Below are 21925 nucleotides of genomic sequence, written 5' to 3' on the forward strand. Positions count from 1 at the left end.
CTCGCAAGTCATGGTGGACCTTCATGAAACCAACGGAACAGGCTCATTTCAATGATACGAATGTGGCGGTGTGCTCTGCTTCCATCAACGAAAATGACTTTCCGTTGATGCCAGCCTTGTCCGCTGAGAAGTGCGCACTTGCGGTTATTGTTGGCGTTGAAGGCCCATCTTATCGACGTTGCGGCGCGGCCATGGTTGTCGATGCTTCTGGTCGTAGCTGGGGTAATCTGTCTTCCGGCTGTATAGATAAAAGTGTTGTGCTGAATGCAAAGTCGTCAATGGAAACCGGCAATGCTATGAAAGTGCGCTACGGCCGTGGTTCTCCCTACTGGGATTTGCCGCTTCCCTGTGGTGGTGGGCTCGACATTCAGATATTTCCATTTCCTGATAGGATTATTCTTGAGGACATTGATCGAAGCTTGAGAGCACGAAAGCCAGCGATGCTGACGTTGGCTGATGATGGGACACTATCTCTCAATCCGACGGGAATGGGACTGCATCTCACTATTTTGCCTCAGATCAGGGTTTTGGTTTTTGGCACCGGAATGGAAACGATTTGCTTTACAGAATTGGCATTGGCCGCTGGTTGCCGGGTGGAATTGTTTTCACCTGATCCCGATGTTCTGATACGGTTTTCTTGGGCGAATCCGCTTGTCAAAGGTGTCTGGCCGGATGGCGTTATGACGGATGAACGAACTGCAGTCGTAACCTTTTTCCACGATCATAGTCGCGAGCCGACTATCTTGTCGAAAGCACTGGGCAGCCCTGCCTTTTTTGTGGGTGCTCAGGGTAGCAGACGCGCTCATTCGGCGCGTTGTGAGGCATTGATTGAATATGGCTGCCCGGTTGAAAATACTGATAAGTTGAAATTTCCCCTTGGACTTATCCCATCGACGCGCGACCCTTACACACTCGGCGTGTCTGTACTTGCACATATCTTGCAGAGCGTCAAAGATTTGAAATGAGTGGAACTAGAAAAGTTGCTGTTGTTGTTTTAGCAGCTGGCAAGTCACGACGTTTTGGCGTGCGTGATAAACTCCTGTCAAATTATCGGGGAAAGCCGCTGAGCGCTCATGTTGCAGCATCCCTGCTTGGTCTGCCCTATAGTTTTGGCGTTGTTGTGACAAGTAATCCTCTCGTGGCGGGTCTATTCAAGCAAGCCCGCTTTCGCCCGCTTTTTCTTAAAAATTCAACGGGGCAAAGCGATAGTCTTAAAGCGGGTTTGCGATATGTGAGAAAACATGGCGCAAGCCATGCTCTCGTCTTGCTTGGCGATATGCCGAATGTCCCCCGCCAGCATTTGAAAAAAATGGTTGCTAACGCGGGCACGCATCCACTGATTTCGAAGAGTGGCAATACGGTACTCCCGCCAGCCCTCATTCCGCTTCATTTGCTGCCAAAACTTCTTCATCTGCGCGGTGATGTTGGTGCAGGTAGAATCCTGAAATGCCACCCATCAACCCGGTTTTTGCCGTTAGATATGAATGGAGCGCTTGATATCGATGAGAATAATGATCGAGTGAGAGCATGAATAAGCGCTCGTGATACTCTATATCGATAACAAAAAAGGGCGGAATTTCCGCCCTTTTGTTGTTCAATTAATTTAATGCGTGCCGACCGCTTTGCCATAAACCCGGATGACATTTCTGACGGCTTCGACCATCAGCGCATGGGGCGTGGCTTCAACCTTACCCGCTGCAACGGCGGGATAAAGTGTTCCGAGATACTGGCTGATCAGCGTTTCTGGAATGTTGCGGCCTTCAAGACGCTTGAGCAACGCATTGACGGCAGCAGTCGCTTCCGGGTGCGGCCAGTAATAGCGAATACGATCACTATAGGAGAAATGGCGCTGAAGACGCAGTTCTTCCGCATCACCATGATAATATTTCTCCCAGTTCTTAGGCTCGTTGAGAAGTAGCTTCTCAAGCTTGCCGCGAACGGTTTCTTCTTCGGGCAGCTTGTCGAGGAAAGCCGCAATCTGATCAAGGCCGTAGAGTGCTTCACGCAGCGCGAAAGTTAGACCCGGTCCGACTTTCAAAATGGCAAAGCCGTCATGAACCAGTGCTGATAGTGCCTCAACCGGCTGATAGTCGGTCGAATGGGCTTCAAAGACAAACTGCGGGACCTCGTTGAGAACGCCGCTTAAAGCAGTCGCTTTTTCGCTGTCGTAATAGACAACGTTTTCATTGCCAAATTCCACGCCCGGCTGAACCACAACGCCGATGGCACGCGAGAATGCATCCTCTAAACCAAGGGCTGCAAAAGCCTTGCGATGAATAGCGATGGTTTCAAGGGCTGCATCTGGCTTGGTCAGTTCCAGATCTTCGATTTCTTCCATCGCACCGCCCGGGATCGGAACCTCCGTGCCGACAATATAGACAGGCAGATCGAAGCCGGATTGAACCGCTGCTTTTTCTGCAACCTTGGCAAGACGGGCCGCGCGTTCAGCCGTCACGACATCGGGCAGGGCGACTGGCTCTCCAGCACAGCCCATGGAGGTATCAAGGTGGATTTTGGTGAAGCCAGCACGCACAAAGCCATCCATCATCACTTCGGACTTTGCCAGTGCTTCATCAGCAGACAAATGCTTCCATGGATTTGGGCCGAGGTGATCACCACCCAGAATAAGGCGCTGAGTGTCAAACCCAAGACGCGCTGCGATGTCTTCGACAAAACGGCGGAAATCTGCCGGTGTCATGCCGGTATAGCCGCCATCCTGATTGACCTGATTGCAGGTGGCCTCGATCAGAACGTCGGTGTTGGTTGCAATGCCTTCAAGAAGGGCTGCTTCGATAACCAGAGGATGTGCCGAGCAGATCGAGGTGATGCCTCCGCGCGCACCGCTTGCATAACGGGCGGGAAGTTTGCTCAAGGTCTGAGTGCTGCTCATGACGAGACTCCATATATAAGGTAAATTTCAGAGAGAAATGCGCTGAAGATTGTTATCCAGAGCAAGAACCTCTGGCAGCGGTGTTCCAGCACCGAGATTCGGTGCAGCCACGCCCATCACATCGGCAGGCACAACACAGGCCGCGCGAATGGCTTCTTCAAGCGACACTCCGACGTGCTGAACGAGATTGGCAAGGCAGCCGACCATATCGATATGGGCGCCAGCAAGCGAACCCGCTGCATTAACCAGTGCGCCATCGCGCACCTCAATGCGTTCGCCATAAAGCTCGAAATGATCCGGTCCGCCAATGGTCGACATGGCGTCGGATACAAGGAACATGCGGTCGCGCTTTGGGCGCGCACGCCATGCGACGCCGACCATTTCCCATGCCACATGATGCCCATCAACAATGATGCCAACAAACGCATCGCTGCCAATCGCAGTGCCGACCACACCCGGCTCACGCGATGTCATTGGCGGCATGGCATTGTAAAGATGGGTGAAGCAGCTGATGCCAGCTTCAAGCCCGGCGCGGGCCTGTTCCGTCGTGCCGTTGGTGTGACCGGCGGAAACGACGACACCCATATCAGCGATCTCGCGGATGGTGTCGCCCGGCACCATTTCCGGTGCCAGTGTCAGCATGACAGGCACATCCGCCTTGCGCAGAATTTTCAGCGCCTCAAGCGTGGCTGCATCCATCGGGCGGATGAATTCAACGCGATGTGTACCCTTGCGGGCAGGGTTGAGATGCGGGCCTTCGATATGCAGGCCGAAGAAGCCATCCATGCCCTTGCAATCAACAGCAGCGTGAGCGGCCTGAATGATACGTTCCGGCTCGCAGGTAATGAGCGTTGGCAGAACCCAAGCAGTGCCGAGTTTGCGCAGTGTCGAGATGATATGCGCGATGCCCTTTGCACTGGTTTCCGAATTGAGCATGACGCCGCCCGCACCATTGACCTGCAGGTCGATACAGGCTGGCATCAGCACATGCGGCGTGAGGTCCGGCGTTTCATCCGACTTGCGCGGGCGAAGACGGGTGATGCCATGCTGGCCGATCTCGGCCACCAGACCAGTCTGAAGTCGCCCATTCAGAAACACATAATCGGGGGCGACAAGACGGGTCATTGGGTTTCTCCAGAATGATTAAGTGCGTAGAGCGCAACGCCGCGCGCACCGGAACTATCACCGAAACGTGCAGTTCTGATGGCAGGGATGCGTGTGGGGCCGAGCTTGCGCTTTTCAAATGCCTTTGAGACGCGCTCAGTGACACCATCCATATTGGAAAGACCGCCGCCAAGAACGAAGCAATCCGGATCGACGACGAGCTGCATGGTCAGAAGCGATTCCGCCATCAGATCAGCCCAGTCATCGAGAACCTTTTCTGCACTCGCATCGCCATTGGATGCGCGCAATGTCAGTTCCTGATTGGAGATGGTCTCATTGAGCTTGATTTTAGAAATATCGGCAAGGCCCGTGCCGGAAACATAGCGTTCCATGCAACCTGTCTTGCCGCAGCCGCAAGGGATCAGTGGTAGGCTTTGTTCGCTCAAAATGCGTGCAGGCATACCCGTGTGACCGATTTCCAGCGCTAGACCATTATAGCGCGGCGGAATTTCACCATTGATGACCACACCAGCGCCCATGCCGGTTCCGACAATCAGACCAATCATCGCTTCGCTGCCTTCGGCTGCCCCGCCGTGCGCTTCCGAATAGGCGAAAGCCATGCAGTCGTTCATCAGTGGAAAGCTGCGCCCAAAACGTTTGGCCAGTGCTGCACCGACATCCCGACCTGTGATCGGAATATTGGATGCAAAGCCAAGTCCGTTGGCCGGATCAATCCAACCCGGAAGGCTGATGCCGACGGGCAGATTGGGATTGCCCGCCGTCTCGGTCAGCCATTCAATCTGCGCCGAAAGCCCATCGATGAAGGCATCGAAGTCGCTGACAGGCGTAGGAATACGCCGTGTCAGAACGGTTTCCATATTCGCGTCGAACAGACGGCCCTCAATTTTGGTGCCGCCCAGATCAATAGCGCCGCAGATCATGCTGACCTCGTGTTTCATGCTGCAAAGGGGTAAATCTTAACCCCGGAAACAACGCGTGTCAGGTTGCCCTGATCAATAAATGGATTGTCGATGTTGAGATCGAGTTCTGCCGACCAGCGGGCAGACCAGATTTGCGCCAAAAGCACGTAGAGTACGGCATCCCAGCGGCTGTCACCGGTAAGATCAAGCGCAAGATCACAGTCTTTGCCACCAACAGTCGTAACGGTTGCTGTCGGGAACTGCTGAGCAATTTCAACGGCAATGTCGCGATCATAACGCGCGGTGTGCTGATCCGGGTGAATGAAGACCACAACGCGGGTGTTGCCGACAACCGAGGCTTTTGGACCATGACGGAAGCCGAGCGTGCTATCCCAGTTGGTCATGACCTGACCTGCGGTCAACTCCAGAACCTTGAGTGCGCTTTCGCGCGAAACGCCGGTCAGTGCGCCGGAGCCGAGGAAAATTGCGCGGTCTGGATGCGGGGCAGGCGTTGCGTCGAGCTGCGCAAGTGCCTTAGTACCCGCAGCCGAGAGCTTGTTAAGCTTGTCGGCGACATCAACATTGCCATCAATGCAGGCGAGTGCCGACAAAAGCATCGTCGTGTAGCTGGACGTCATTGCAAAAGCCTGATCGTGCGTTGCCGCTGGCAGAACGATCACGCGCTGTTCGCCCGGGCCTTTTGCATCGCGAACGGCCAGTGCGCTTTCGCCATTGCAGGTAATGTTGAGGCGGTGAGCTTTCGGGAAATGCTCGTCCAGCAGGTCGAGCGTTGCGATGGTTTCCGAGCTGTTGCCGCTGCGGCCGAACTGCACGACGAGCAGTTCGCCATCATCAGACAGCGTTTCAGACGGATTGGAAACGATGTCGGTGGTTGGAATGGCTGTAAGCGAAATCGCGCCCGCCTTAACCGATGCAAGAGCCTGACCGATGAAAGCCGAGGTGCCTGCGCCGCTGAAAACGATACGCTTAACACCCTTGGCGGCGATCCATTCACGGATTTCAGCCGACTGGGTGGCAAGAGGTACTGCCCATGCCTGCCAGATGCCCGGCTGTGCATGAATTTCCTGCCATGTGTGGCTCGTTTCCAGTTTAGTCATTAACGCCGTCCTCTTGGGTACTGATTACACGCACGCCGCGTTCGCGGATGCGGTTGGCTATTTCGTGATTGGGCTCCAGATCGGTTACAATCGCTGTAATCCGATCCATTGCGCAAATACGATGCAGCCGTGGTTTGCTGAATTTGGTCTTGTCGGCCAGCACAATGACACGGCCAGAAGCCTCGATCATCGCGCGGTTCTGATGGGCTTCGTCTTCCAGAAAAGTGCTCACACCTGTTTCGGGATCAACACTATCCGCACCCATGACAAAGGTGTCGAAGCGCATTTCGGAAAGGGCTGTATCGACCAGACGCCCGGAGACTGACATTGTTTCGCGGCGAATGCTGCCGCCGGTTAGCATAACCTGATGCTGCTTATGGCGAAGCACGGTCTGCGCAACGTCGAGACTGCGCGTCATGACGATGAGTGGTGCGAGATTGCCAAGATGTGCCGCCAGTCGTTCGGTGCTGGAACCATTATCGAACAGCACCGCGGTATCGCCTTCAAGGAGACTAACTGCCTTGCGTCCGATTGCATCCTTGGCGTCGAAATTGACGGAGCGACGATCAACCGGATTGGCTTCCACGCCTGCGGGCACGAGGCCGGGGCGCTGGGCAAGCGACAAAGCGAGATCGATACGGAAATCGGCAAGGCCCGCGTAGCCAAAGCGCTGGCAGAAGCGGATGAGCGTTGGCTCAGATGTGCCAAGCTGGCTGCACAATTCGCGTGCAGTGGAGCGAATGAAGCCTACCGGATCGTTTTCGATCAACAGGCATATGCCACGCAGCTTCGGAGTAAGCTCCGGCACTGCTGCTTGCACAGTCTGATAGAGGTCTTCTGTCGGTTGCAACTCCGGCCCTTTCCTTGTGTCGTAATTTTCTATTGAAAAGAAAATTTTACTTCAACACAAATTTCTCAAGTCAGTTGTTTATTTCAACACAAATTTATTTTGCTCCGTTTGTATATCGGCCATTCCTGAGCAAGGGATGGCTGTTTAAATCAGGAAGGTGGCTGTCTGCCATCAGCAATGGCGTTGAGAGCTTCGCGCAGCTCGGCAACTTTCGCTGCTGTGGTTCTTGTTGCGCCCGGCACAGCAAAGCCAAAATTCAGCAAAATCTCATCTGAATCGATTGGCGCACTGCAGGATGCGTGGATTTCAGTGAGATCAGGCAATGCCGCAGCGATCTCGGCAAGTGTTCCCATATTCACGCCCGAACCTGGCATGATGATGATTTTGCCGTTTGCGGCATGCTGCATGGCATTCAAGCGTTCGAGACCGGATACGGCTTTCAACGCGCCGCCTGAACTCAAAATCCGGTTGATGCCAAGCTCGATAGCTATTTGCACGGCATCTGCCGCATCAGGGGTAAGGTCGATTGAACGATGCAAAGCAATTTCAAGGCCATCGGCTGCTTTGACCAGTCGTTGCAGGGCTGGCTTATCAAGCTTGCCATCGGGCAGATTGGCTCCAATCACAACACCTGCGAGGCCGAGGGCACGTGTTGCTGTAATTTCGGCTTCCATGATCTGCAATTCATCTTCGGTCCAGACGAAGCTGCCAGCGCGCGGCCGTATCATCACCATGATCGGAATTGGTGCTTTGGCTGAAAGTTGCATGAGACCGATTGAAGGCGTCAGCCCGCCGATTGCGAGGGCCGAGCATAGCTCAATCCGATCTGCACCGCCTTTAATTGCGGCGTTCAGCCCCTCAGCATCATCGACGCAGACTTCCAGTAATATCCGGCTCAAAGCAATCCCCTCAGTTTTTCTTGTACTCTGCCTTCGCCAGTATCGCGACACCGGCCAATCCCGCGATAGCCCCCATGATGGTGACAGTTCCATAGCCAGCAAAGCTTGTGCCAATTGCAAAAAGCGCTGTGCCGATGCCACCGCCGACAAACATGTTAATTGCGATCAGGGAAGCCGATAGGCCGGGCCGATCATGAATGATGCCAAGCAGATAGCTTATTGGCTGGCTTACGATTGCAGCTGCACCAATCCCCCCAATCGCTGATGCTGCGTAAATCTCCCACCGTGTGGTGAGGAATGCAAGCCAGACCAGATAGATTGCATAAAGCAATGATGCGACAAAGAAGATGCTGATCTGACTTCGGCGGCGGCTAATGCGTGCCCAGACAAGCATGAGCACTGCTTCAAGCCCCGCAACGAAGCCCATGACCATCCCGACATCTTCAACCGTACCGCCACCGCGACCGGTTATGATCAGCGGCAAAGCAATCGCATTCACGTGCAAAACCGATGTGATAAGTGCTATTCCAAGTAGCCTTTTGACGACAAAAGGCGAGAAAAGGCGCTTGAAGTCGTCAAAACTGGAGGCTTTTTTGTGGGTTTTTTCAAGATTCTTGTGGTGATCGTGTGGCATCAATGTGGCAATTGACGCAAAGCAGCCGAGCGCGAGCAATGTCGCAAAGGAATAAGCGGTGAGGGCAGAGCCAGTTCCGGCGAGCGCTGCACCGACAAGTCCGGGCACCAGAATCCATGCGATTGAAATGGCCATACGAACGATGGTGATCGAATCGCTAAGTTCAATCGGCGTCATTCCAGCGGAGTGATTGCGGATATTCGCAAACAAAAGCGTACTGACGACGTTAAAAAGCGCGATTGGTCCGATGGTCGCCAGCGCAAAAACCCAAGGCGTTGGAAACAGCCAGATCAGGCCAAAACCTACAATCCCAAGGGCTGTGACGATGATCATCGGCGCGCGATAACGCCCGATGCGGTCAGATACCAATCCGATGGCAATGCTCGCCGCGAGATTGGCTACAACGGCGCAGAAAGCCACGATAGAATAGGTGAAGTCGCTTAATCCGATGACCTTAATGCCGACAATTGGCTGATAAGGTGTTGTGGCCGCCCCTGCAAAGCCAAAAAACAGGATGGCGATCGTGCTGGCACGCACGATCGGATATTGCCGGACAAGATCAAGGCTCGAGGTCGACATTCGGTGCGCCACTATTTCCAAAACAGGCTTTGTCCTGCACGGCTGAAACCGCACAGGACATGAGGATCAGAATAGCGGATGACGGCGTGCCTGCACAGCAAAGCGCAGCCAGTCTTTTTCCGATGCTGGGGTCCACGCAGCTTCCGCAACAGCCAAAAGGCGCGGGAAGGTGAGGTCGTTGAAATAGGCGTGCGTGGTGAAATGTTCACACCAGATACAAGCCTGAACACCTTTGAGATGCTGCGCCAGTTCTGGCGGAAAATTGCCAGCAGCTTCGTAAGCATAGCTTTCTTCCGGCGTGGAGGCGCCTGCCCAGCCAGCGCCGGGTTCCCACCAGTTATGCGACTGCGCCATATCAAGATAATAGGCCTGACCCGGCGTCATGACGACGTCATAACCTTGCTTTGCAAGCTCAATGCCGATTTCCGGTGCCTGCCATGCCATCAGCAAAGTGCCTTCCGGCTGCACGCCACCACCATGCGCGACTTCGTTCCAGCCAGCGAGAACACGGCCGCGCTGTTCCAGCATGATCTTGAGCTTGCGCATAAACCATGATTGCAGTTCAAAAGTGCCTTCAAGCCCTTCGCGTTCCATTAATTCGCGTGCAAGCGGCGAGCCAATCCATGAATTATCGGCCACTTCGTCGCCGCCAATATGGATATAGCGGCCCGGAAAAAGAGCGACGATATTGTCGAGGATCGTCTTCACGAACTCCCATGTCGCAGGCATTGCGGGGTTGAGCGCATTGTTCGTGAAGCCCTGCACAGTTTTGTAGGACTCATTGGCTTCATTGCGATCTTGAAGATACGGCAATGCGGTCAGCACTGCCTTGCAATGGCCGGGCATATCGACTTCCGGCACCACTTCAATGCCGAGTGATTGCGCATGTGCAACCACTAAGCGGATTTGTTCTTGGGTATAAAAGCCGTGCGACGTTTCTGTCGTATCGCCAAGCTGCGGCAGCATTGGGCTATTCGGAGCGCGGGTTGCGCCAATCCCTGTCAGTTCCGGAAGTTCCGGAATTTCGATGCGCCATGCTTCGTCATCGGTTAAATGCCAATGGAAGGTGTTGAGCCGATACCAGGCCATAATGTCGAGGAAGCGCGTGACTTCATCATGCGTCCAGAAGTGACGCGAAACATCCAGAAGGCAGCCGCGCCAGTCATGGCGTGGGGCATCTTCAATACGGCCCGAAATCGGGAATTTGAAGCGTTCTGCATCTTGCTTTGCGCCATCAAGAATGTGCGCGAGCGCGATAAGTCCATGGCGTGTGCCGTCGACATTGCCACCCGTAACCGTGATCAGGTCAGCGGTGAAATCAATGGTGAAGCCGCTCTTCTTGATGCTCCCGTCGGCTTTGATCGTAACAGCGCGACCGCCATCAACTGCTTTCAGCGAAAAGACCTGACGCGCCTGTGGGAACAGTCGTGCATGAAGCTCCTCAACCAGCGAAAGCGCACGCAGACCCGCAAGATCTGTACCCTCTGCGGGATGCAATGCAATTGGCGTGCTACCTGCCTCAGCCTCGAACTTCACAGGCCATGGCAGCACGGAAAACGGAAGCGTAAGACGGCCTTCCGGCAGACGCGGGCCGGGCAGTGGGAGGTTCTGTCCCGAAAGCGCTAATTCGCCGGTCTCAATGTGGATCAAACGGCCATCAGCACATTTGAGATAAGCCGTCTTCGCTCCGTCATTAACATGGAACGGTGAGCGATTAAGTGGTGCGACGCTCAACGTCCATGTTTCGCCCGGCTTCAATGTGAAGCCTTTGGGCGCAGCTATTTCGTTGAAGCTGCCATCATGCAGGACAAAATGTCCGTTCGTGATCTGCGGCTCTCCAACAATGCGGGTGATGCTGGTGTAGCAAAGTGAGAAATCGGTTAGTGTTTCATCCGACAGGTTAAACACTTCGATTGTCATGGTTCCGGCTGGTGCGGGATTTGCGATCCACGAATTTTCAAGTCGGAATAGGCTAGGCATGCAATTCTCCACCAGCAGATTTATGCGCATTCCGAAACGTAAACCTGTTTTCGGTGAGCGCGTTTTAGATAAGTGAGATCCCGCTGAGTCTTTGTCGGTTTGGCCACAAATCATGCGGGATAGAGGCCTTGGCCTTGTTAGCAACTATATCATCGCCTTCAACAGATTTTGTCCATCCTAAAATTTAGCCGTTTGTGATTTAATGGTTATTAAATTCTTTTGTTGCGATTTTTGCATGACTTCATGCGCTTCGTGCAGCTAGAATCGATCACGAAAATACAACATTTATCCGCAACCCGACGCGTTTTCTGTAAAGTCGTAAATCTGTTAAATAACTGTTTTAATTTGTTAAAATTGCAATTTGACTGCGGAATGATTGCGATTTGTACATATTGAGCTGATTTCGAGCAATATGATTTCTTTTAAGGCAGATGCTCGGGAATGCTATTTCTGAACATCATCAAGTCTGTGTGAAAAGTTTTGGTTTTGCTAAATTCCTTGTGTTTTTTCTTGACATTTTGTGGTGATAATTTTCATCTTACTAAAAAATCGATTGGGAGTTTATCGTGAAAGTCGCCATTGTAGGACTGGGCTATCGTCTGGGTTATTTGGGTTTTGTCTTCAATGCACTTGATCCCGAGTTCGAGATTGTCGGCTATGTAGACCCTGCGCCTGCGGGTATGGCAGAGCTGGATGAGCATGGCATTTCGGCTGGCAAGCAATATGCGACGCCGGAAGAGCTGATCGCCAATGAGGCGTTTGATCTGCTGATGATCGGCTCGCCAAACCATATGCATCTCGATCATATTCGTGTGGGTCTTGAAGCGGGCCTTACGGTTTTCACCGAAAAGCCGATTGTATCCTCGATTGAGCAGACATATGCGCTGGCTGAGCTTTTGGCCAAACACGGTCAGGATCGTTTGCTGGTTGGTCTGGTGCTGCGCTATGCGCCGATGTATCGCGATCTGATGCAGGCCAAGACCGATGGTTTGCTGGGCAATATCGTTTCGGTTGAAGCGGCAGAGCACATCTATCCATATCATGGCGCATTCTTTATGCGCGACTGGCGCCGCTATTCAAAGTGGTCGGGCAGCTTTCTTCTGGAGAAGTGCTGCCACGATCTCGATCTTTACAACAGCGTTATCGGCTCGCGTCCTGAGCGTGTTGCAAGCTTTGGTGGCCGCAAGACCTTCATTCCGGAAAATGATCCGCGTCGTGAAGGTATCAACGATATGTCGCTGTTCCATCGCAAGCCGACGGGCTGGGAGGGTTCCGACAAGGTTTTCGATTCCGATGGTGACATCATCGATTATCAGGTCGCGATCATTGAATATGCCAACGGCGTTGGTATGAACTTCCACACCAATCTGAATGCACCGGACCAGTTCCGTCGCTTTGCGATTTTTGGAACGCGTGGTCAGGCCGAAGGCGATTTCATTCGCGGTTATTTCGATGTGCATGAGGTGCTGAACGAAAAGCGCACCATTCACAAGGAATATGCGACACGCACCGAGCTTTCGCAGCATTATGGCGCAGACGAAAAGATGGCGGAAGAAGTGATCGCACATGTCATGCATGGCGGGCCACTTCCTGTTTCGCCGCTTGATGCGATGGAAGCGGGCATTCTTGCCATGGCAATGGATGAAGCGCGCGAAAAGCGCACGGTCATCGATCTGCGTCCCGTCTGGGATCGCTTCGACGCAGCACTTCAGAAAGTTTGATCTGATACATGGGAATGCAACGCTCCAAAGTCATCTTTGCGTGGGTCATGCTTGCACCGGCACTTATCTATGTGCTGGCAATCGTCGCCTATCCGTTGATCGACACTTTCATCCTGTCCTTCACCGATGCATCGCTGCGCCGCACGACCAATTGGGTCGGCTGGGCCAATTATGAAAAGATCGCCAATGCGCAGTTTATGGCTGTTATTGGCCGGACATTCGTCTGGACGTTCTTTTCGGTGCTGATGAAGATCACGATTGGCATGTTTGGAGCGGTGCTTCTCAATATGGCTTTGCCGGGGCGTGCATTGTTCCGTCTGATGATCATGCCGCCGTGGATTGTACCAATGGCGATTGGCATTTTTATGTGGAGCTGGATGTATAACGGCCAGTTCGGCATGATTTCCGGCATGCTCCAGCGTTTTGGCCTTGTGGATGGACCGATTGCCTTCCTCGCATATGGCAATACAGCCTTCTGGGCAACGATTGTCACGGACGTCTGGATTGGCGTGCCGATGGTGACGCTCTATTTCCTTGCAGCGCTTCAGGCAATCCCAAAAGATCTTTATGAAGCCGCTTGGACTGATGGCGCTGGTCGCATGTATCGTTACCGCCGAGTGACGCTGCCGCTGATGTTACCAGCCATCATCACCATGTCGATGCTCTCGACAATTGCGACATTCAACTCGTTCGACATCATCTGGATTTTGACGCAGGGCGGCCCGAATGGTTCGACCACCACGATGATTATCGACACCTATCAGACGGCTATTGGTTCCAAGCGTTACGGTGAAGGTGCGGCGCGTGCGGTCACGATCTGCATATTCCTCTCGCTGTTCTGCCTTGCCTATTTCCGTGTCACGCGGCGCATCAGCCCCGAAAAGCTGGCATAGGGAGCACCAGAATGAGCCAACCACAAAACACGCCTCTTATCGACCGCTATACGTGGATTGAAAAAATTGCTGCCTATGCAGGGATCGCCATCTTTATGATCTTTCTGCTCGCACCATTCTTTGAAGGGTTTCTGGTTTCATTGAAGCCATTAAACCAGCTGTTCTCTTCGCCTTATCGGTTCTGGCCGGAAAGTGGCAGTTTTGATGCCTATTTTTCAATGTGGAAGAGCGTTCCGCAATTCGGACGATACATCTTCAACTCGTTCTTTATCTCGTCAGTGGTCACAATCATTGTGCTGCTTCTGGTGGTGCCTGCGGCTTACGCCTTCTCGCGTTTTGACTTTCGCGGAGCAGGGCTGATCCTTGGTGGTTTTCTAGCAATCAATATGTTCTCAGGCGCGGTTCTGTTGATCCCGCTGTTCCGTTTGATGCGCAGTTTTCAGCTCCTCAACACCTATGCCGCGATGATCGTGCCGGGCGTTGCCTTCCTCATTCCGGCGGCGATCTGGCTGCTGCGCACCTACATGATGCGCATCCCGCGTGAGCTGAATGAAGCCGCCTATATGGATGGCGCAAGTCACTTCTACACATTGCGCCGGGTTATCCTGCCGATTGCAATGCCGGGCATTATCGTTGTGGCGATCACAACCTTTATCGGCGCCTATGCGCAGCAGTTTATCTTCGCACTGACGTTCAATTCCAAGGCCGAATATATGCCGCTGCCGGTAGGCCTCTTTGCCTTCTTCGGTAAGCAGGAAGTCGTCTGGAATGAGCTGATGGCAGCGTCCTTTGTGGGCATCGCACCGGCGATGATCATCATCTTCCTACTACAGCGCTATCTGGTCGGAGGACTGACCGCAGGTGCTGTGAAGCAATAAAAATCCGTCTAAACATCTATCATCATAAGGGAGTTTTCAGAGGTGACGACGATATTTAAAATGGGAGCTGCGGCGCTTGTTCTCGCAGGCAGCACGATGCTTGGAACGCTCGGCGCATCAGCCGCAGCGCAGGAGATCTCGTGGATCTATTGCGGTGATAAGCTCGACAAGACGCATGACAAATACATCAAGGCCTGGGAAGAAAAGAACCCAGAATGGAAGATCGCTGTTGAAGTGGTCGGCTGGGCACAGTGCCAGGACAAGGCAACTACACTTGCAGCAGCAGGTACACCGCCAGCAATCGCTTATGTCGGTTCGCGCACGCTCAAGGAATTTGCTGACAACGACATGATCGTCCAGGTTCCGATGACGGACGAAGAAAAGGGCGCTTATTTCCCACACGTGGTTGAAACCGTCACCTATGATGGCACCCAGTGGGGCGTTCCAATCGCGCTTTCGACCAAGGTTCTCTACTGGAACAAGGATCTGTTCAAGCAGGCTGGCCTTGATCCGGAGCAGCCACCGCGCACATGGGCTGAAGAAATCGAATTCGCTAAGATCATCAAGGAAAAGACCGGCATTCCAGGCTATGGTCTGTCGGCTAAGACCTTTGACAACACCGTTCACCAGTTCCTGCATTGGGTTTACACCAATGATGGCAAGATCCTGAACGACAAGGGCGAAGTCGTTATCGATAACCCGCAGGTTCTCGCTGCTTTGAAAGCCTATAACGACATCAAGGCTTATTCGCAGGAAGGTCCAACCGCGTATGAGCAGAACGAAGTGCGCGCGATCTTCCTCGACGGTAAAGTCGGTATGATTCAGGGTGGATCGGGTGCAGCCGTTCGTTTGCAGGATTCCAAGTTCAACTGGGGCATTGCAACGCTTCCAGTTGGTCCTGATGCCAAAGGTTCCGGCACGCTGGTCATCACCGACAGCCTGGCTGTTTTCAAGGATTCAGGTGTTGAAGAAAAGGCCGCTGAGTTCGCAAAGTACATCACTTCGCCTGCAATTCAGGAAGAGTATGAGCTTGCAACCGATGAAGGCCTGACACCAATGCGTCCGTCGCCAGCCGTTGATAAGGTTATGGTTGACATTCCTTACTGGCGTCCGTTGATCGAAGGCATTCAGTATGGTGGCGCAGAGCCGCTTTTCACTGATTGGCGCGGTTTCCAGAATGTCATGATCGCCATGGTTCAGTCCGTTGTTACAGGCGATGCAAAGCCTGAAGACGCACTGAAGAAGGCTGATGAAGAGCTGAAGAACCTTAGATAAAACTGAGACAGAGCCGCCCTGCCGGATCATTCAGCAGGGCGGTACTACAACGAGTTTTCGGCCGCAGGAGAGCAGCGTGGGAAAATTATCCCTCAAGAATATTGTCAAGAGCTTCGGCCAGTTTGACGTCGTCAAGAACGTATCCCTTGAAGTGAACGAAGGCGAGTTCATGGTCTTTGTCGGACCATCGGGCTGCGGCAAGTCCACGCTTTTGCGCATGATCGCTGGTCTTGAGGATACGACGTCGGGCGATATCATCATTGATGAGAAGCGCGTCAATGACCTGCCTCCGGTCAAGCGCGGCATCGCGATGGTATTTCAGAGCTATGCGCTCTATCCGCATATGAGCGTTTACGAAAATATCGCATTTCCATTGCGCGTCGAAGGTGCGGATAACGCGACCATCAAGCGCGAGGTGGAACATGCGGCCTCGATCCTGCATCTCGATCAACGGCTTGAGCAGAAGCCCGGTATGCTGTCCGGTGGCCAGCGTCAGCGCGTAGCGATTGGCCGTGCGATTGTGCGCGAGCCGAAGATTTTCCTGTTCGATGAGCCGCTTTCTAACCTCGATGCAGCGCTTCGCGCCGATATGCGTATTGAACTGACCAAGCTGCACAAGCAGCTTGGTGCAACCATGATCTATGTGACGCATGATCAGGTTGAAGCCATGACCATGGCTGATCGTATCGTGGTGCTTGAAGGTGGCAACATCTCGCAGGTTGGTACGCCACTCGAACTATACAACAAGCCGCGCAACAGCTTCGTTGCAGGCTTCATCGGCAACCCGCGCATGAATATGCTGCCGGTCACTTTTGCTGGATTTGAGAGCAACGGCTATGCGCGTGTGAAGCTCGGAAGCAACGAATTGGTTCTGCCGGTTCTTTGCGAGGAAGCCGCGCGTCCAGACGTCGGCCAGACGCTTACACTGGGCATTCGTCCAGAGCATGTTGCAATCGGCGAAGGTGCAGTTGCAATCACGGTGCAGCCATCTGTTGTTGAGCGACTTGGTCAGCAGACAATCGTTTACAGCACCCCGGAAGGCATGAGCGAGACATTCTGCATCATTACGCCGGGCACAGCGCCGATCTCTGGTGATGCTTCGATCAAGGCAAGTTTTGATGCACAATCCTGCCATTTGTTCGATCAGAATGGCATTGCCTTTACAAGACAGGGCGATTTCTCGAATTAAACTTCGAGCACCATTCTGTAGCTAATAAAAAAGGGCGGAATTTCCGCCCTTTTTTGTTATATTTATTTAATGCGTGCCCACTGCTTTGCCATAAACCCGGATGACATTTCTGACGGCTTCGACCATCAGCGCATGGGGCGTGGCTTCAACCTTGCCAGATGCAACAGCCGGATAAAGCGTGCCGAGATACTGGCTAATCAGTGTTTCTGGAATTTTGCGACCTTCAAGACGCTTGAGCAGTGAATTGACGGCAGCTGTGGCTTCCGAATGTGGCCAGTAATAGCGAATGCGGTCGCTATAGGAGAAATGGCGCTGAAGACGCAGCTCTTCTGCATCGCCATGATAATATTTCTCCCAGTTCTTCGGCTCGTTGAGAAGCAGCTTCTCAAGCTTGCCGCGAACGGTTTCTTCTTCTGGCAGTTTATCGAGGAATGCTGCAATTTGATCAAGGCCGTAGAGTGCTTCACGCAGCGCAAAAGTCAGACCCGGTCCGACTTTCAGAATGGCAAAGCCATCATGAACCAGCGCCGACAGCGCCTCAACGGGCTGATAGTCGGTCGAATGGGCTTCAAAGACAAACTGCGGGATCTCGTTGAGAACGCCGCTTAAAGCAGTTGCTTTTTCACTATCATAATAGACAACGTTTTCATTGCCGAATTCCACGCCCGGCTGCACGACAACACCGATGGCGCGCGCGAATGCATCCTCTAGGCCAAGGGCTGCAAAAGCCTTGCGATGAATGGCGATGGTTTCAAGGGCTGCATCTGGCTTGGTCAGTTCCAGATCTTCGATTTCTTCCATTGCGCCGCCCGGGATGGGAACTTCGGTCCCGACAATATAGACAGGCAGATCAAAGCCGGATTGAGCCGCTGCTTTTTCAGCAACCTTGGCAAGTCGCGCAGCGCGTTCTGCGGTCACAGCATCGGGCAGGGCGACGGGCTCAGCAGCGCAGCCCATGGACGTATCGAGATGAATCTTGGTGAAGCCTGCACGCACAAAGCCATCCATCATCACTTCGGACTTGGCCATGGCTTCTTCAGCAGAGAGATGCTTCCAAGGATTTGGGCCGAGGTGATCGCCACCCAGAATAAGCCGCTTGGTATCAAAGCCGAGACGCGCTGCGATCTCTTCGACAAAACGGCGGAAATCAGCCGGTGTCATGCCGGTATAGCCGCCATCCTGATTGACCTGATTGCAGGTCGCTTCGATTAGAACGTCGGTGTTGGTGGCAATGCCTTCAAGAAGGGCTGCTTCGATAACCAGAGGATGTGCCGAGCAGATCGAGGTGATGCCTCCACGCGCACCGCTTGCATAACGGGCGGGAAGATTGCGTAAACTCTGAGTGCTGCTCATGAAGAGACTCCGTTTTTGGCGATGAATGCGTTGATTTCATCCATCGTTGATGTGCCTTCCATCGGGCCTTTGACGCCGACGGCGCGTGCGCCTGTCGCGTTGGCTATGGTCAAGGCTTCCTTTGGTGCGAGATCGCGCAACCAGCAGGTGACAAAGGCTGCGCCAAAGCTGTCACCTGCGCCTGTTGGATCGATCTCATCGACTTTAAATGCGTGTGCTGTGACTTCGCCGGAATGGTCGAAGTAGCTTGCACCTTCAGCGCCACGCTTAATGACGATTGCCTTGATGCCACGATCGAGCAATTCTTCGATAGCGGCTTTTTCATCAGTCGCTTTGGTGAAGAGGAAAATTTCAGGCCCACTTGGCATGAACAAATCGGTATGTTCAAGCGCATGGACGAGTGCCTCGCGCATACCCGGCAGATCGAGCATTTCCTTGCGGATATTCGGATCAAACGAGACCGTGCCGCCTTTAGCTTTGATGCGCAGCGTTGCTTCGTGGATAGCGTCGACAATACCATCAGAAAACAGTGCTGAACCCATAATATGCAGATGGTCGGCAGTCTCGATTAGCTTTTCCGCATCAGATGTCAGCGCAATTGCGCTGCATGCACTGTGCTTGATGTTGAAGATGAAGTCGCGATTGCCATCCGGACGATAACGTACGAATGCGCTGCCAGTGGCGGCTGTTGGATGCACGCTGATTGCCGAAACATCAACGCCGTCTTTTTGCAAGCGCTCGATATTAAGCGTGCCAAAGTCGTCATTGCCTACGGCGCTGACCATGCCGCAAGGCTGGCCCATTTTAGCTGCCTGATCAATGAAGATTGCCGGTGCGCCGGAAGCAAAAGGGCCAATCAATGGAATGGCGCTTTTGAAGCCATTGCCGGTTTCGATGGCCATGATCTCAACGACGATTTCGCCGATTGTGATGATCTTTTTCATGCGATGCACCAAACTATGTTCTGACGGATTTAGAGCGGACATCGAGCCAAACGGCGACGAGAATGACGACACCTTTGACGATGAGCTGATACAAATATGGCACCGACAGCATGTTCATGCCGTTGTTGATGACGCCGATAATCAACGCGCCAAGGATTGTACCGACCATCGTTCCCACGCCACCAGCGAGCGATGTTCCACCAAGGACCACGGCCGCGATGGCATCGAGTTCGTAACCCATGCCCGCATTGGTTTGCGCCGAAGACAAGCGCGATGAGAGCAGGATGCCACTGATTGCAGCCATGACGCCCGAAATCATGAAGACGATAATCTTAATGCGATCCACGCGAATGCCAGAATAAACCGCCGCTTCCTTGTTGCCACCTGCGAGATAAACCCGGCGGCCAAAAACCGTCTTGGACAACACAACGTAGTTGAAGAGGAACAGAAACCCAACGATCCAGATGATGATTGGCAAGCCGAGCCAGCTTTCAGAGCCGATTGCGAGCCATGTTTCATTCTCGATGATTTCAGGCGCACCGTTGGTTGGCAGGCTGACCATGCCGCGATAAATGCCCATTGTGGCAACCGTCACAATGAAGGACGGAAGCATGAGCTTTGCCGAGAGTACACCGTTCAGTCCGCCCATGATCGCACCGGCAGCCAGTGTGAATATGACGGTCGGCGCAAAGCCGAAGCCCATAGAAAATGCCTGTGCCGCAACCATGCCAGCAACAGCCATCATTGAACCCACAGAAAGATCGATTTCACCAAGCAGGATCACATAGGTCATGCCGTAGGCTGCAACCGCGATCACGGCGACCTGCTGCATGATGTTCATGAAGTTATTGAATGCGAGGAAGCGCGGGTTCAAAACTGCAAAAACAATGCAGAGAACGGCCAGCGAAAGGACGATGCCGCCATATTGACGGATCATCGGAGAAGAGAAAAGCGAACGACGAACTTCTGCGTCTGCGGCTTTTTTTTGAATGTCTTGTGCGTTGCTCATTGATGCATTCCTGCTGCGTAGCTCATGACGGTTTCTGGTGTGAGGCCATCTGCATCAAGTGTTGCGGCGACATGCTTATTATGCATGACGACAACGCGATCACTCAGACCCAGAACTTCTGGCAACTCGGACGAAACCATCAGGATCGCCGCACCATGGGCGGCAAGTTCACGGATGATGCGATAGATTTCAAATTTTGCGCCAACATCGACGCCGCGGGTTGGCTCATCAAGGATGAGCACTTTTGGCTTCATCTGAAGCCACTTTGCCAGAACGATTTTCTGCTGATTGCCGCCGCTGAGAGACCCGGCAATCGTGTCAAGCGATGCGGTCTTGATCGCCAGTCGCAGCACTTCGGCTTTTGCGCTGGCGCGTTCAGCCGACGAGCGCATCATGCCAAAAGGACCGGCCAGCTGTCCGAGAGCAACCATATTGATGTTGCGCTCGACGCTCTGCGGCAGAACGAGACCTTCTTCCTTGCGGTTCTCCGTCACAAAAGCGATGCCGTGCGCAATTGCCTGTGTTGGAGAGGTGAGGGTGATGGATTGACCGTCGAGTTTTATGTCGCCGGTTGGATGTAGCATGCCAAAGAGCGCTTTCATCACATCCGAACGACCGGAGCCGACGAGGCCAAACAAACCAAGTACTTCGCCGGGCTTTACATCAATGGAAACGTCATTGAACTTGCCCGGAACTGAAAGGTTCTTTGTTTCCAGAATAGCTGGAACGATTGCCGATGGGCGCGGTGCCTCACGCGGGGGATAGATGTCGTTCATCTCACGACCGACCATCAAGGCGATCAGTTTTTCAATGCTGGTCTGGCTTTTTTCGGTCGTCGTCACATATTCCCCATCGCGCACGACCGTAATGTCGTCGGACAGTCGCATGATTTCTTCCATGCGGTGCGAAATGTAGATGACGGCGGTTCCACGCGCTTTTAGACGTTCTATGATGGTGAACAGAATTTCGGCTTCGCTGTCAGAAAGCGATGATGTCGGCTCGTCCAGGATCACGACATCTGCCGGTTGGCTAAGACCCTTTGCGATTTCAACAAGTTGTCGCTGCGCAATCGACAAATCGCCGACTTTGGCGCGTGCATCAACGGGCAGACCCAGTTCTGCAATAAGCTTGCTGGCTTCGGCATTGAGCTCCCGTTCGCGGATAAAACCAAAGCGGCTCGGCTCATTATTCGCCAGAATGTTCTCAGCAACCGATAGATTGCGAGACAGGCTCAATTCCTGAAACACGATTGAAATACCGCTGGTGCGTGCGTCGCGCGGGTTCTTAGGCGTATAAGGCGTGCCCTTGAGCAGAATTGTGCCTGATGTCGGCTTGAAAACACCGGCAAGGATTTTCATCAGAGTGGATTTGCCCGCACCGTTTTCGCCGAGCAATGTGTGCACACGCCCGCGCCGGACAGTCAGGTTCATGCGTTTGAGTGCAACAACAGGGCCAAATGTTTTGGCAACATTGCTGATCTCAAGCACAACGTCCGGTTTGGTCTCGGTAGTAGAATTGATAGCGGTCATCGGAAGTCTCCGCTCTCCATTTGAGGCTTGTATTTATCGCGCTCGAAAATGCGCGAAGCTATAGCCTTGTATCGATAATGTGCTGCGGCGGCACTGACGCGTGGTGATCGTCGTGCCGCCGCGCACTAAAGAGAAACGACGACTGGGAGGAGATGCCGTC

At 53.3% G+C, this 21925-nt stretch carries 19 protein-coding genes; 7 read left to right on the plus strand and 12 right to left on the minus strand.

The features are described 5' to 3' along the window. Window positions 1-23 precede the first annotated feature (23 nt). Complete coding sequence (locus tag WH356_RS15640) at window positions 24-965, plus strand: XdhC family protein (RefSeq protein ID WP_339512398.1); 942 nt, start codon at window positions 24-26, stop codon at window positions 963-965. Continuing rightward, the gene (locus WH356_RS15645; protein WP_339512400.1) at window positions 962-1531 is read left to right on the plus strand and encodes an NTP transferase domain-containing protein; all 570 of its coding nucleotides are present in this window, start codon (window positions 962-964) and stop codon (window positions 1529-1531) included. Before WH356_RS15640 ends, WH356_RS15645 begins: the two co-directional genes overlap by 4 nt. Before the next feature lie 72 nt (window positions 1532-1603). On the opposite strand, the gene WH356_RS15650 is transcribed toward WH356_RS15645, so the two are convergent. The 8 genes from WH356_RS15650 to WH356_RS15685 all read right to left on the minus strand — a co-directional run bounded on the left by WH356_RS15650 (window position 1604) and on the right by WH356_RS15685 (window position 10974). Next, a complete protein-coding gene (locus WH356_RS15650; RefSeq protein ID WP_339512402.1) occupies window positions 1604-2890 on the minus strand; it encodes a D-tagatose-bisphosphate aldolase, class II, non-catalytic subunit in 1287 nt (428 codons plus the stop codon). Between the two features lie 27 nt (window positions 2891-2917). Then, window positions 2918-4015 (minus strand): N-acetylglucosamine-6-phosphate deacetylase, encoded by a 1098-nt coding sequence (gene nagA / locus WH356_RS15655; protein WP_339512404.1) that lies wholly within the window; start codon window positions 4013-4015, stop codon window positions 2918-2920. After that, on the minus strand, window positions 4012-4935 hold the full coding sequence (locus WH356_RS15660) for an ROK family protein (RefSeq protein ID WP_339512406.1): 924 nt from the start codon (window positions 4933-4935) through the stop codon (window positions 4012-4014). The genes nagA and WH356_RS15660 overlap by 4 nt, the downstream gene beginning before the upstream one ends. 14 nt (window positions 4936-4949) lie before the next feature. Next, window positions 4950-6032 carry an SIS domain-containing protein gene (locus tag WH356_RS15665; RefSeq protein ID WP_339512408.1) on the minus strand — a complete coding sequence of 361 codons (1083 nt, stop codon included), beginning with the start codon at window positions 6030-6032 and terminating at the stop codon, window positions 4950-4952. Next, on the minus strand, window positions 6025-6882 hold the full coding sequence (locus tag WH356_RS15670; RefSeq protein ID WP_339512410.1) for a DeoR/GlpR family DNA-binding transcription regulator: 858 nt from the start codon (window positions 6880-6882) through the stop codon (window positions 6025-6027). Before WH356_RS15670 ends, WH356_RS15665 begins: the two co-directional genes overlap by 8 nt. A 149-nt stretch (window positions 6883-7031) precedes the next feature. Then, entirely contained in the window at window positions 7032-7781 is a 750-nt protein-coding gene (locus tag WH356_RS15675; RefSeq protein ID WP_339512412.1) for a copper homeostasis protein CutC, read from the minus strand. Between the two features lie 10 nt (window positions 7782-7791). Then, the gene (locus WH356_RS15680; protein WP_339512414.1) at window positions 7792-8994 is read right to left on the minus strand and encodes an MFS transporter; all 1203 of its coding nucleotides are present in this window, start codon (window positions 8992-8994) and stop codon (window positions 7792-7794) included. Window positions 8995-9060: 66 nt separating this feature from the next. Next, the gene (locus WH356_RS15685; RefSeq protein ID WP_339512416.1) at window positions 9061-10974 is read right to left on the minus strand and encodes a family 20 glycosylhydrolase; all 1914 of its coding nucleotides are present in this window, start codon (window positions 10972-10974) and stop codon (window positions 9061-9063) included. A 566-nt stretch (window positions 10975-11540) separates the two neighbouring features. Between WH356_RS15685 and WH356_RS15690 the strand changes: the two genes are divergently transcribed. From WH356_RS15690 to WH356_RS15710, 5 genes are all read left to right on the plus strand, one after another. Further along, window positions 11541-12695 carry a Gfo/Idh/MocA family protein gene (locus WH356_RS15690; protein ID WP_339512418.1) on the plus strand — a complete coding sequence of 385 codons (1155 nt, stop codon included), beginning with the start codon at window positions 11541-11543 and terminating at the stop codon, window positions 12693-12695. Window positions 12696-12703: 8 nt separating this feature from the next. Continuing rightward, window positions 12704-13588: a carbohydrate ABC transporter permease gene (locus WH356_RS15695; RefSeq protein ID WP_339512420.1), complete on the plus strand. Its 885-nt coding sequence runs from the start codon at window positions 12704-12706 to the stop codon at window positions 13586-13588. 11 nt (window positions 13589-13599) lie between these two features. Further along, entirely contained in the window at window positions 13600-14466 is an 867-nt protein-coding gene (locus WH356_RS15700; RefSeq protein ID WP_339512421.1) for a carbohydrate ABC transporter permease, read from the plus strand. A gap of 60 nt (window positions 14467-14526) precedes the next feature. After that, the gene (locus WH356_RS15705) at window positions 14527-15741 is read left to right on the plus strand and encodes an ABC transporter substrate-binding protein (protein ID WP_339512625.1); all 1215 of its coding nucleotides are present in this window, start codon (window positions 14527-14529) and stop codon (window positions 15739-15741) included. Window positions 15742-15817: 76 nt separating this feature from the next. After that, window positions 15818-16930, plus strand: a complete 1113-nt coding sequence (locus WH356_RS15710) for an ABC transporter ATP-binding protein (protein ID WP_339512423.1) — start codon at window positions 15818-15820, stop codon at window positions 16928-16930. Window positions 16931-16996: 66 nt separating this feature from the next. Here the strand turns inward: WH356_RS15710 and WH356_RS15715 are convergent, their stop codons facing one another. From WH356_RS15715 to WH356_RS15730, 4 genes are all read right to left on the minus strand, one after another. Continuing rightward, window positions 16997-18283, minus strand: a complete 1287-nt coding sequence (locus WH356_RS15715) for a D-tagatose-bisphosphate aldolase, class II, non-catalytic subunit (protein WP_339512425.1) — start codon at window positions 18281-18283, stop codon at window positions 16997-16999. Beyond that, window positions 18280-19227, minus strand: a complete 948-nt coding sequence (locus WH356_RS15720) for a tagatose kinase (protein ID WP_339512427.1) — start codon at window positions 19225-19227, stop codon at window positions 18280-18282. The genes WH356_RS15715 and WH356_RS15720 overlap by 4 nt, the downstream gene beginning before the upstream one ends. A gap of 13 nt (window positions 19228-19240) precedes the next feature. Next, complete coding sequence (locus WH356_RS15725) at window positions 19241-20164, minus strand: ABC transporter permease (protein ID WP_339512627.1); 924 nt, start codon at window positions 20162-20164, stop codon at window positions 19241-19243. 68 nt (window positions 20165-20232) lie between these two features. After that, window positions 20233-21765: a sugar ABC transporter ATP-binding protein gene (locus WH356_RS15730; protein ID WP_339512429.1), complete on the minus strand. Its 1533-nt coding sequence runs from the start codon at window positions 21763-21765 to the stop codon at window positions 20233-20235. Window positions 21766-21925 lie beyond the last annotated feature (160 nt).

Source organism: Ochrobactrum sp. MYb379 (assembly GCF_037479515.1).
Lineage (GTDB): Bacteria > Pseudomonadota > Alphaproteobacteria > Rhizobiales > Rhizobiaceae > Brucella.